A 12,355-nucleotide genomic window follows, 5' to 3' on the forward strand; every position below is an offset into this window, starting at 1 on the left:
TGACGGCAACCGCCTGACCCCTTTAGCGCACGGCTGGAGGACGACCGGCCCTAAGGCAGGGAAGTCGAACTCGCTGACAATAGCGTGGTCGCATCCATGGACGTCGAGTGTCCGACCTTCTCCGTGCCGAATGGGCGACCGCGGTCACTCATCACGCTCGATGAGCTTTTGCGGTCCGGGCGGTAGGTATCGAGCGCCGGCGACGGGTGCCCGTGAGCGGCTACCCGTATTGTCCGCGGCCCGACCACTCAGTCTGCCGGCAGGCTCGCCGCCGGCGCGGGGGCTCGTCGCTGGTCTCGGGTGGATCGGCAGCGCGCCCGACCCTTAGGCTGCGCGGGGTGACGGCTGTATCGGACAACGCGCTGCCTGGTCCGCTTTCTGACCGGGAACTTCGAGTCCTCGGCGAGGCCGGCTTGGCGCTGTTCGCCGGACGGCTGGTCCTGGACGCGCAGCCGCCGATCGACGACGCGGTACTCGATGCGGTGACGGAGCGTTGCGCCGGACCGCTCCCCGATCCGCTCATCGCGTTGTGGCGCACCACCTTTGGTGGACGACTCGACTACGACCTGCGCACTGATCTCGGCGGCCAGGACGTCCCGCTGTCGTTCGCCGAGCTGTTCTATCCGGACAGCGGCGGCTACCACGACCTGTGGGGCTGGATCGATCACGAGTGTGAACTGGACGAGGAGAACCAGCCGGACTCGTCCGGCCGGCTCGTCCACCTGCCGATCGGTGGTTTCGAGTACCTTGAGCGCGTCTACGTGGACACTGCCGCCGGCCCGGACCACGGCGCCATCTTCTGCTGGCAGCAGGGATTGCCGCCCGGATGGGAGCTGTCCACGGGCGACCGTGCCGGACGCCTCGCGGGCGACCTGCGTGGGCTGTTCGGCCAGCTCGTCCTGGAGCGGGATCCCTGGGAGACGCAGGACGGCACAGGCGCGGCGATGCGCGACGCCGTCGACGAACTGGGAAACAGTGGCGACCCGGACGCCCGGTCGGCCGCGGCGAAGCTGCGCCGGCTCGTCCAGGCGACCGTGCTCGACTGGCGCGGCGCGCTGAACGAGGGCACGCTCGCCGCGCAGCGCCGGCTCCGGCGTCTGGCCCTGGAACGGGCGGCGTCCGACGACGATGTGGCGCTGCTCGCACGGCTGGCGGCGATGGGCTGTGATCCGGCGGAGGAGGTCCGCAGCGGGCTGAGCCCGCTCGACGTGGCCCTGCTCCATCGGGCCTCCGCGGTCATCCAGTGGCTCCTCGAACAGAATGTTCCGGTCGAGAACACCCTGCGGGTCGGCGCGCACGCCGTCGACGTGGAACTTGCCCGCAACCTTCTTGACCGAGGCGCGTCGATCGATGCGACCACCGTGACGCGGGCGCTGGACAACGAGGACGTGGAGGTCGTGCATCTGCTGTCCCGGGCCGCGCAGCCGGACAAGGGACTCGCCCGGCTCGGGCCGCGGCTGCGGACGCTGGCCGCCCAGGCCGCGCTCGCCGGCGACCGCCTGACAGCCCAGTCCGACGAAACGGCTGCCGCGCGTGAGCAGCGCCGATCTTCGGTGCTGACAGAACTCGCGGACCGATTCGACCCCCACCGCCGCCCCTGACCGCGCAACCACGCCAATGAAAGCCATCAGCACATCGCCGCGTACTCACCGCGCGTGGCTGCCCCAGGTGGACTGGGCGTGGGCCACCGCGGCAACAACGGCTGGTAATCGTCAGTGGATCGCTTACCGCGCGCATTGACCAGACGACCAGCGCCAGCGCGCTCTCCGCGGCAGGAGTCTGCCTCGCCTAGCAGAGCCATCGGTCGAGCACCGCTGGCCAGAAACAGGTGGTCGCCAAAGGCGGGGTCGAGCAGCCTGATCTGCTCCAAAAGGTCGGCGAGTTTCACAGAGCCTCCCCTTCGGCCAGTTCGTCTTCTTCGTCCCAGTGGCCAATGACGGCTGGGCCGGTGAGCCGTCAGATGCCACGGTTGGCTGCCGCCAGGCGCAGTTCCACCTCATCGCGCCAGTCCCTTCAGAGGGATGGCGGCGCATTGCTGACCGGAGATCCACGCGCCTTCGACATGGGTGCCGGTGACGTGCTCTGGCGACGTCGGATATCGCAACTCTCTGAATGGGGCGGCGACGCGCTTTCACTGGTGATTGGCGAAGTCGTCCGTGGCGGCGATGAGAATTGTGGTGATGTCAGTCTGGTGTGCGCCGTGTCCGGCTTGGCCGATGAGCGTGAGAGTGTGCATCGGGCCAGGCGCCAGGCGGTGTGTCGCCAGTAATGGGTGACGAGCCGTGCGAAGCTCATTCGGAACCGCGGGGTTGTCGCCTACTCGGGCGCTATCGCGAGCGCGGCCCCGGAGTCGACGAGCTCGATCAGCCGATCCGGGGTGCGAGGTATTCCAGCGCGTAACCGTCGCCGGAGGGGGTTACGCGGGCGATGCCCGGTGAGTCGAGGTGGGCGCCGGCTACGAAGTGGTGTGGTCGGGTCAGTTGTTCGAGGAGGGCCGCTCGCGCGGCGCGGGCCTGGGACTGGTCGCCGTCGAGCTCCCAGGACACGTTCGGCTGGTCGAATTGAAGCGTGGGAACGTGAACGGTGTCGCCCCAGGCGAGAAGGTGGCCGGTGCCGCTTCCGACCTCGTAGACGGTGTGACCGGGTGTGTGGCCTGGTGTCGGGATCGCGGTGGTCCAGTCGTTGATCGCGACCCTCTTCGACACGGGTACGACCCGGTCGCGGATCGGCTTGAGCCGCCCCGTGAACACCGAGGTGTCGCCCGCGCCGATCCACACGCGCTCAAGTTTGCTGAACGCCTCTGAGCCGTCCGGCGCGATCAGGCCGCTCACGTGGTCTTCGTGCTTGTGGGTGATGGCCACATCGGTGACTTGCGCGCGGTTGATCCCCGCTTCGTCGAGCGCGTCGTAGATCAATCCCATGGTGGGGTCGTGCCAGGCGTTGGACGCGCCGGTGTCGATGAGAACCGACCGCGTGCCGTCGGTGACGTAGAAGGCGTTGACCGACAGCCGCAGGTTGTCGCCGGCCAGCGGGACGGTGGCCGGCAACTCATCGAGCGTGCGCCCGTCCTCGTCGCGGAGCCGTGTCGGCGGCATGTCGATGTATCCGTCTCGCAACGAGATCACCTGCAGGTCGCCGAATTCGAACGTCGCATGGTGCCGGCCACTCGAGATCAAACGCATGGAACCTCCGTCGTGTTGGGCGCACACCGCGTGTCTCTGATAGAAGATCCTGTCTTCTTTAGGAGAAACTCTACACTGTGGGCGGCGAGGCACCCATCGATCGAGGAGCACGGTGGTCGAGCAAGACGGAAACGCGGCCGAACCACAGCACGGTGACGACCTGGCCGGCGCGTTCGGCGGTAACGTGCGGCGACGCCGCGAGGAGGCGGGCCTGACGCTGGAGCAGCTGTCCAAACACTCGTCGGTCAGCCGGGCGATGCTGTCCAAGGTCGAACGCGGTGAGAAGAGCCCGACGATCGGCGTCGCGTCCAGGATCGCCCACGCGCTCGACGCGTCGCTCTCGGACCTGATCGGTGCGCCGGCCGCTGCCGCGTCTGGTGTGGCCGTTGCCATGCGCAAGAGGGATCGGCCCGTTTTCCGTGACCCGGAAACCGGCTTCGAGCGGCACATGGTGTCAGCGGCCCCGGGCGCGGCAGGAGCCGAGATGGTCGTGCACTACCTCCCCGCGCAGGTCTCCACCGGGCTGCTGCCCGCATATCCGCCGGGTACGGAGAAACAACTCGTGGTGCTCGAAGGCACCCTCACCGTCGCGATCGGCGGTATCAGCGAGACCCTGAACACAGGCGACTCCCTGTTCTTCCAGGCCGACGCGGACCACGGCTTCGCCAACCGAGCGAACGCTCCCTGCGAATACATCATGGTCATCTCGCGCAGAACCTGATCGGCCGCCGAGCAGCGCGAAGAGAACAAGGCCCTCACTCGGCAGAACCGGGAGCTCGCCGACACCACCGCCACGTTCCCGGCCGCGGTACGCGCTGCCCGGTCATCCTTGCGCCTGACGAGTGCGGGCAATGACCCGACGCGGCGCGTCGCCGGCATCATCTATTCCTTTGCGCATCAGCGCCTTGCGCCACCCCTCCCGGACGACCAGGCTCAACGTCTCGATGGATACGCCCTTCAGCGAGGTCTTCCGACCGACCGCGTTCGTCGCACCCACACCCACCGAATTGCTAGTCAAGATGTGCGATCAAGAGCCGTACTGGCTAGCGGTAGCGCTGGCCGCAGTGATGATCTCCCTGTGTCCGGGTGGTCCTCGGACGCCTCTGCGAGAACTCGGCGCCAAAGAACGGTGAATAGATCCTGGTGACCGGCGCACCAGTGCTGGCGGGGGAGAGGAGGCGGATGCTATGAGCACGCCGCCACGACCTGCCCTGGCCGAATCCGTCATCGAAGCTCGGCGCACTCTTCTATGCGATCGTCGCCGGGATCATAGTGTGGCTCCTCGTCGACTCAAGCGTGCCAACGAGAAATTCAAGGCCGCAAATGCGCGCCAACGCCGGCACGCACCCGGTGGCAATGTTCCCTATTGTGTTCAAAGCGTCGTTCGACTGGGACGGGTCAGACCGCGCCGGGCCTGCCGGATACCTCAAGCGCACCCTCCGGTTTCTTGATGGAGCGTGGCCGCCAAGTGATGCTCGGGATATGACCCGCTTTAGCCTGGAAGGAATTACCGCACTGGTCACCGGAGCCTCCCGAGGCATCGGCCGCGCCGTCGCCCTGGCCTATGCCGAGGCCGGCGCACACGTCATCCTCACCTCACGAGATCAACAGGGCCTGGAGGGAGTCGCCGGGCACATCCGCGACCTGGGCGGCACAGCCAGCGTGTGTCGGTGTGACGTCACCGACCCCGAGAACGTCGCCGACGTGGTCACCACCGCCATCGACGAACACGATGGTATCGACGTCGTGGTCAACAACGCGGGCGGCGCCGACCACGTCGGGCCCTTCACGGAGCTGACCGCCGCCGACTGGGAGCAGGCGATGGCGGTCAATTTCAACTCCGTCGTCAGCGTCTGCCGTGTGGTGGCCCCGCACATGCTGGACCGCCGATCCGGCTCGGTGATCAACATGGTGTCGGTCGCGGGCACCGCCGGTATCCCGATGGCCTCTCACTACAGCGCGGGCAAGGCGGCGACGATCTCCCTCACCAAGACCTTGGCGGTGGAGTGGGCCTCACGCGGAGTGCGCGTGAACGCGCTGGCGCCGGGCTGGACCGACACCGACCTGACCCGGCTGTTCACCTCCGAGGAAGTCGTCTCCGAGACCATCATCGCGGCCGTGCCCGCTGGGCGATGGGCCACCGTTGACGATGTGACCGGGCCCGCGATCTTCCTGGCCAGTGATGCCTCGGCCTTCATCACCGGCCACACCCTGCTCGTGGACGGCGGGTGGAGCGCGGACGCGTGTCAGGGGCTGCGCGGCATGATGGCCGGGGGGCGTGCTCCGCTCTGACCTGCGAACGTCCTGCTGGCTGTCATGGAAGCGCCCTGCACAGCAGAGCAGCAAGATCGGCCGGGCCTGTCAACGGCGGGCCAATCGTGGCTCTGGCACTCATTCCGTGATCGGGTATCGGCATCCGCCTTCCGGTGGCCGCAGGTCACAGCATGGATCCCGGCCGTCGGCGGGAGGCGTTCGAGGTGGTCAGGGCCGTATCTCAGTGTCGGTCGGCCAGTCGTGGTCTCCAGCGAAAAATCAACGTTCAGCCCAGCACGCGGCGTGGCCGAGGGCTTCGCGGCATCGCGCTCTGGCTCGGCCACGCCACCGTCCAGACGACCCGGGCCCATCTTCACGCTGACCTGGAACTGAAACGCCGGACCTCGACCGCCACCAGCGTGTCAGGAAGGCTGAGCAGTGTTGGTCCCGTTGACAGCCGGAGCCTCGGGCCGATTGTCGCGTCCTATCCGATCTTGAGGGCCAGCTTCCCGACGTAGTGATCGTTCAGGGCGCGATGCGCATCTGCGACTCGCTCCAACGGGAAGGTCCGGGCGACGTGGACCTCGAAGGAGCTCGCCTCGATGATCGCGTTCAGCCGATCGGTGGCGGTGCGGCTTCGATCCCCGTCGTAGTGGGACACCGTCGCGCCCGGCGACGTCGCGGGCGTGGGCAGGACACCGTTCGGCCAGGCGATCCGTCCTGAGTTCTTGATCGCGCGAAGAGACCGTTCGGCGGTCTCGCCACCCGCGGTGACCAGAGCGGCATCGAGCCCGCCCGGCGCGAACTCCGCTGCCGCGGCCAGCACATCGACTCTGCGGCCGTCGATGGCGTCGTCGGCGCCCAGCCGCCGGGCCAGGGCGACGCCGTCGTCGCCTGAGGCCACGGCCAGCACCCGGATGCCGTTGTGCCGCGCCAGCTGCACGGTCATGTGCCCGACACCCCCGCTGGCCCCGAACACCATGAGCGTGTCGTCCGGCCGCAGGCCGAGCAGATCGAGGCCGCTCAGTGCGGTCAGGGCATCCCAAGGCATCGCGCCGGCCTGTTCGGTCGGCATCCGGTCGGGCACGCGCGCCACGAACTCCGCCTCGACGACGCCGTACTCGGCGTAGAAGCCGCCGCGCGGCACCGGCATCGTCGCAGCGTAGACACGCTCGCCCACGCCGAACCGGGTGACGTCGCGTCCGACCGCGGCCACCGTGCCCGCCGCGTCCCAGCCGAGGACATAGGGGAAGGTCGACGCGATGCCGAAAGCGCCGTCGTAGTCCCCCTCCCGCTCGACCGCGTCCCAGGACGCGGCCCCTGCGAACTCCACCCGGATGAGGACGTCGTCGTCGCCGACCTGCGGGAGCGGTACCCGGCGCGACGAGAGCTCGTCGATTCCGCCGAACCGGTCAAGGACGACCGCGTTCATCTGCGGCACCACGATCGCGCCGCCCGTTGTGCGCTCGACTCTGCTGTCCATCGGCCCTCCCTGTTTTACTTGAGTGGATCAAGGATCATTGGATCACAGTTACTTGAGCGAATCAAGTAACTCCTCTAGACTGGGAGCCATGGCGCTGCCGAATGGGCCCGTGACCACCTCATCCGAGGCCGAGGCCGTCTTGTTCGACCTGGTCGACGTATACGACCGCGCCTACGAGGCGGCCGCGGCCGAGCTGTCGCTCAGCCCGGCGCAGGCGTGCGTGCTCGGGCGACTCGACGAGCCACGCGGCATGGGCGCCTTGGCCGAGGAGCTCGGCTGCGATGCCTCCAACATCACCCAGATCGTCGTGCGCCTCGAAGCGCTCGGCCTCGTGGCCCGCGAACCGAATCCCCGGGACCGCCGCGCACGGCTCGTCGCGCGAACTCCCCGAGGAGACACGATCAACCAACGGTTCGCAACAGCCTTCACGTTCGCCCGCACCGCGGTCGGACGACTCTCACCCGATGAACAGGACCAGTTGACGGCGCTGCTGCGAAAAGCGCTGGGCTGACACGCACCCGCGGCCCACCCGATCAAGGCGGATCCAACCGCTTCATGGGTCCGGGCCGCACGTCCCCAACGCGCGGTCCGCGAGCGCACGCTGCGCATTTCCGAAGAACCGGCGCCGGGCTGGCGGGCCTACCCGGACCGCCGGCACAGCCAGGTCGCCCAACCGCTCTGCGCCTGCGCCGCCCGCTGCCGCGCGCCCTGCTCGGTGATGTCCCGGCTGGACACCGATCTGCACGCCGATCTGGTAAAGCGCTGCACACTCGCCGCCGACTTCTCCGACAGCACCTTGGTCAAACTGCAGCACGCCACCGCGGTCGGCCACGGCCTCGGCGCCCCGTCTTCGAGGAGGTCCAAACCGCCTGGACCCACACCCGCAGATCACTGCTCCATCATCCGATGTCGGCTTCGCGACGGTGATCCGGCGGTCCTGCGGATCTCACGTCTGGTTAAGCCAGTCCTGTTCGGGAGCTCGCGGTGTCAGATCGTGGGCGGCCGTTGCGCAGGCGGATGGCGCTCCAGCCGAGGCTGCTGGCGGTCACGGCGTCCCAGAATTCCCAGAGGTTGTCCAGGACGCGGAGCTGGATGCCGGCGTCGTCGTGCAGCTGCAGGAGGTTGCCGGCCGGTTCCGGCGGGCCCAGTGGCTCCACCGGTTCGGTGGCGACAACGGCATGAGGTGTGGGTTCCCCGAACGGTGTGAACGGGCTTGCTGGGAGCCGATAGGCGAACAGTTGGACGTTGGGGATGGGTTCGATCCATCCGTACTCGATCGCGTGGACGCGTCGTCCGCCGCCCGGGCCCAGGATGCGTTCGCGGTCAGTCGCCGTGGTTGTTGGGAGCGCCCAGGCCATTGCGCGTGGGCAGTCGCGGGGAAACCAGTAGTCCGGTGCGCGAGCGGCGTCAACGGCCCAGATGTAGGCCTCGGGTTGTTGGGCCGACCCGGCGACGTGGGGGATGAAGCGAGTGATCGTGGGGTCCTCGGAAAAATGCAGGACCTCGCCTGGTTCAGGACGCATGGCGTATGTCTATCTCACCGCCGTTTTCGCGGCATCACGCCGACGTCCTCAAGGGCAAACGTGAGGAAGCGCCACGGTTCAGCCAACCCCCAGTGGTCGACATCGGCGTACCAAAGCCTTGGAGGCGCCGGTGAACAAAGCCCAGAGGCACGATCGTCCAGTTGGGACCAGGTATGTAAGTCTGAACTGTCGGGCCAAACTGCGCACCACGGCCGTTTCAAGGTATCGAGAGTTGGAGGAGCCGTGCGCTGTTGGGACATTCCGCGATCTGATCACTGACGGCGTCCGGCTTGGAATGCGACGAAGCCTCGGTTAATCAATGATCATGACGTGAGGCCGGGGACGGTTGGGCCCGTGCCTCAGGCGCCGACGTGGGCGTATCCGGCCCAGACCTCCGGGTTTCTGGGGTAGCGCTCCCGGAGTCGCAGGGTCGTGACGTGCAGGGCGTATGCGGCCGCGGTCACTCCGTGCCGACCGATCGTGTCGTAGACGCCGGCGGCGAAGCGTGCGGCCGGACGGTCAAGGGTGGGCCACAGGGTCGCGATAACGCTTCGGTACCCGGCGAGCTGGAAGGCGGAGGCGAGATGGATCGCCTCGTCCGCCAAGGGGCCCTCGGCGCGAGCCGTCGAGCAGGCGGACAGGTAGGCGAACTTCGCGTCCGTCAGCCGTAGGGCGGCGATGTCCATCACGGTCAGCGGCCGATTCTCGTGGTCGCTCAGCAGCAGATGACTTTTGGAGGGCCGATCGGGATCGCTGAGGGCGTGGCAGGCGAAATGCGCCGCATCGTGGTGCGCGAGCATGCCCAGCACCCGGTCACGATGGACGTCGTCAGGGCGCAGTTCGGTCACCTGTCCGGACCGCCACCCCCGAAGCCGCTCAGACTCGGCCGTCACCCCGGGAAGGTCTGTGGCGCCCGAAGTGCGCGGCATCGGCACCATGAGTACCCGTACCGATCGCGCATCGCCACCATCCTCGCCCGCTGCCGAGGGCTGTCGGCGGGCGTGCAGCAGGGCTCGTACTGTGGGGGTGTAGGAGGACATCACCCGATCGAGCACCGTCCGCGCGGGCCGCGAAGGGGATGCTCGGTGGTGTCCCGCCGCGTGGAGCGGAAGCAGGGAGAGCGGGCCCGTCGGGCACCACCACAACCGGGACGGAGTACCGTCGCCGACGGTGGCCGCAGGAAGATCCAGACGCTCCAGGACGGGCTCGGCGATCACGTCCCAGATCCATTCGAGGGTCCGCCCGATCTGCTCGTCCCTTCCCTCGGCGGCCGGTCCGGCGCCCCTGGTCGCCAGGAACGCCCGGGCCTGCTCGTCGACGGCGGCGGGTGTGGCTCCGGGCAGGGGGACGACATCCAATCCCGCGGCGGTGAGCAGGAGGGCGTCCGAGCCGAACTCGCTGACCGAGAGCAGCACCACGGGCCCTTCCCGGGCGGCGGCGAGCAGTTCCGCCGCCGTCGGGGGGAGCAGGAACCTTGCGAAGCCGGGCAATGTGCGGATCTCCTCGATGAGGCGGTCCCACTGTCTCGCCAACGCGTGGTGGTCGTCGGCACTGGTGCGCGAGCCGAGCGGATCGGCCAGGCGTACCCGTAGATCCTCTAGGCGTTCCGTGAGCCGGGGGTGGCGCTTCTGTAGCTCGGTGATGTCGCTGCGGGTCTCCAGCAGCTGGGCCAGGAGGGTGCCGCGTCCGTGCTCCAGCAGGGTGAGAGCGCGCAGCGGGTCTCCCGCACGGATGGCGCTGGCACAAGCGTGTTGCGCCAGCCCGGTGATGTCCTTCAGCAGCCGTTCCTGATCGCCCACGACCAGCCCCTTGGAGGCTAGCTGGGGGAGTAGGGAGATGGCACCTTCGAGCAGGTCGGTCGCGGATTTCCAGTCGCCGTCTTCCATGGCCCGTACCGCCGCCAGCCGATGGCACGCGATCTGGTTGGTGGGCGGAGCCGGGAGACGCACGGCGGCGTGGTACAGAGATCTGGCTTCCCGCGCGCATTCCCGGTCGCCCGTCTCGCCCGCTCTTGTGGACAGGAGATAGGCGAGCGCCATGGTCAAGCCCTGCTCCGAGGGATGGCCGGGCGCCAGATGTGCGAGCGCGGAGCGTGCCGTCGCGATCGCCTCGTCGAGTAGATCGGGCCTCGGCGTTTCCCGGTAGAGACCTTCCAGCACCGCGACGGTCGTCATGAGGAAGATCGGCCTGTCCGGATTGGCCTCCGGTAACGCGGCGGCCACGCTCCTGAGAAGCGTCGCGGCTTCCTCGATGTCCGCGGGATCGCCCGTCCGCAGGTAGCGGGCCCTGAGCCGGACACCGAGCCTGCTCGCGAAACCGCATCGCTCCCCGTCATGCGGAGCGCGAGAGGAGAGGGAGGCCAGCGCGCGGCGGCCGAGGTCGATGGAACGGTCGAGCGCCTCCGGGGCGCCGGACTGCAGGTATTTGGAGGACAGCGCCTCACCGAGGTTGTTCAGCCTGCTGGGCAGCTCGGGGTCACCCTCCGGACTGGCGTCCACGCACTGTTCGAACAGGCCGATGGCCTCGTCCAGGATGCGGCTGTCCCTGGTGTGGTGGAAGCGCGCCAGCAGGTTCGCCCCGAGGTTGTTCAGCGAGCGCAGTCCCCGAGGCGACAGGTCTCCCGGCACGACGGCGGCGCGGCCGACTGCGATCGATTCGTCGTGGACGCGCTCGTCTCCGGTGAGTTCGTGCTTGTAGTACAGGAACCCGGAGAGATCGTTGCGCAGACTGGAGAGGCGCGGATGACCGTCGGGTAGAACGTCGACGGCCCGGCGGAGCGTCGCTATCGCGTCTTCCAGGTCGTCGGGACGCCCCAGCTCTCGGTAGCGGCTCCGCAGGGCATTGCCCAATCCCGAGAGAAGGTCGGCCCTCGCCAGGTCGTCTCCGTCTGGGTGTTCCGCGAGACAGGACCGGAAATGCCCGATCGATTCGTCGATGACCGCCCGGTTGTGGTTCGCCTCGTAGAGATCCGCGAGGCTCTGGGCCAGCTCAAACCGCAGGTTCCAGGTGGGCAACCCGCGCTCGGCGCACCATTGGACGGCTCGCCCGGCCAGCGCGACCGCCTCCGTCAGTTCCGGCACCCGGTCGGTCCTCTGGCACTGAGCGCTCAGCGCGTGCCTCGCACTGTGCAGTAGCTCTCCCAGCTCGGGGTGATCGGAATCGGCGCATTCGAGCGCTCGCCGCGTCCATCTCACGGCCTCGGAGGCCATGGCCCTGTCGCCGTCTTCTTCGAAGCGGTGGCGGAACGCGTCGCCCACCATGGCCATGACCGGGGGCGCCTCGGGATCGTCGGGGTCCATGTGCGCGACGAGCCTCAGCCTCGCGTTGATGAGGAGGTCTGTCGCCTCAGGACCGGGGGCCCGTTCCACATAGAGGCTCGCCATCCGTTCGGACAGGTTGTAGATGAGCCACCGGAGGCCGCTGTCGCGAGGGTGCCGCTCCGCCTCCGCCGACGTCACCCTTTCGTGCTCCAGGATCGCGCCGAGGTCGCCGTACTGCTCGGCGAGCGTCGCCAGCGCGGCGCCGTAGTAGCGGACGTAGTCTTCGCGCTCGCCGTCGTCCGGTGGGGTCTCCTCCAACGCCAGCCCCATGAGTGCGGCCACGATTTGGGCTTCGGAGCGGCTCGGCACCTTCCCTTGGACGATCAGTCCTCGTGCCACCCGAAGCCAGCCGGACGGGTCATCGCCGATCCGCTCCAGCGCACGCCGTTCCGCGGTCGGCGCGCCGTCCGGCCAGGCGTCCAGGGCAAGTCTGTCAGCGATCGCCGCGCGCGCTCGCCGCGCCCGATTCCCCTCGTTCATCCGCTCTCATCCTTCCCGCCTGAAGGTCCCCTGCCGCCCGTTGGGAGAGCTCCAGGACGTTGGCGTCGCGTCCCTGCCTCCGCGGAGGAGGGTGCTGATACCGGGACGTGTTCG

The 12,355-nt window shown here is 68.3% G+C and carries 8 protein-coding genes; 4 read left to right on the forward strand and 4 right to left on the reverse strand.

Annotation, left to right across the window (positions count from 1 at the left end; translation table 11 throughout):
- Window positions 1-338 precede the first annotated feature (338 nt).
- Complete coding sequence (locus tag ACH34T_RS23075) at window positions 339-1,601, forward strand: hypothetical protein (RefSeq protein WP_395994285.1); 1,263 nt, start codon at window positions 339-341, stop codon at window positions 1,599-1,601.
- A 762-nt stretch (window positions 1,602-2,363) separates the two neighbouring features.
- Here ACH34T_RS23075 and ACH34T_RS23080 read toward each other — a convergent pair.
- Window positions 2,364-3,293, reverse strand: coding sequence for an MBL fold metallo-hydrolase (locus ACH34T_RS23080; protein ID WP_395994286.1), 930 nt, complete (start codon window positions 3,291-3,293; stop codon window positions 2,364-2,366).
- Between the two features lies 1 nt (window position 3,294).
- Between ACH34T_RS23080 and ACH34T_RS23085 the strand changes: the two genes are divergently transcribed.
- Window positions 3,295-3,903: a helix-turn-helix domain-containing protein gene (locus tag ACH34T_RS23085; protein ID WP_395994287.1), complete on the forward strand. Its 609-nt coding sequence runs from the start codon at window positions 3,295-3,297 to the stop codon at window positions 3,901-3,903.
- Between the two features lie 761 nt (window positions 3,904-4,664).
- Window positions 4,665-5,474: an SDR family NAD(P)-dependent oxidoreductase gene (locus ACH34T_RS23090; protein WP_395994288.1), complete on the forward strand. Its 810-nt coding sequence runs from the start codon at window positions 4,665-4,667 to the stop codon at window positions 5,472-5,474.
- A gap of 445 nt (window positions 5,475-5,919) precedes the next feature.
- On the opposite strand, the gene ACH34T_RS23095 is transcribed toward ACH34T_RS23090, so the two are convergent.
- Window positions 5,920-6,918 (reverse strand): zinc-binding alcohol dehydrogenase family protein, encoded by a 999-nt coding sequence (locus ACH34T_RS23095; protein WP_395994289.1) that lies wholly within the window; start codon window positions 6,916-6,918, stop codon window positions 5,920-5,922.
- Window positions 6,919-7,006: 88 nt separating this feature from the next.
- Between ACH34T_RS23095 and ACH34T_RS23100 the strand changes: the two genes are divergently transcribed.
- Window positions 7,007-7,429, forward strand: a complete 423-nt coding sequence (locus ACH34T_RS23100; protein ID WP_395994290.1) for a MarR family winged helix-turn-helix transcriptional regulator — start codon at window positions 7,007-7,009, stop codon at window positions 7,427-7,429.
- 445 nt (window positions 7,430-7,874) lie between these two features.
- Here ACH34T_RS23100 and ACH34T_RS23105 read toward each other — a convergent pair whose 3' ends face one another.
- A complete protein-coding gene (locus ACH34T_RS23105; RefSeq protein ID WP_395994291.1) occupies window positions 7,875-8,441 on the reverse strand; it encodes a DUF6886 family protein in 567 nt (188 codons plus the stop codon).
- A 359-nt stretch (window positions 8,442-8,800) separates the two neighbouring features.
- Window positions 8,801-12,241, reverse strand: a complete 3,441-nt coding sequence (locus ACH34T_RS23110; RefSeq protein ID WP_395994292.1) for a CHAT domain-containing protein — start codon at window positions 12,239-12,241, stop codon at window positions 8,801-8,803.
- Window positions 12,242-12,355: the final 114 nt, after the last annotated feature.

This window comes from Actinomadura sp. 9N215 (assembly GCF_044326345.1).
In the GTDB taxonomy this organism is placed as follows: domain Bacteria; phylum Actinomycetota; class Actinomycetes; order Streptosporangiales; family Streptosporangiaceae; genus Spirillospora.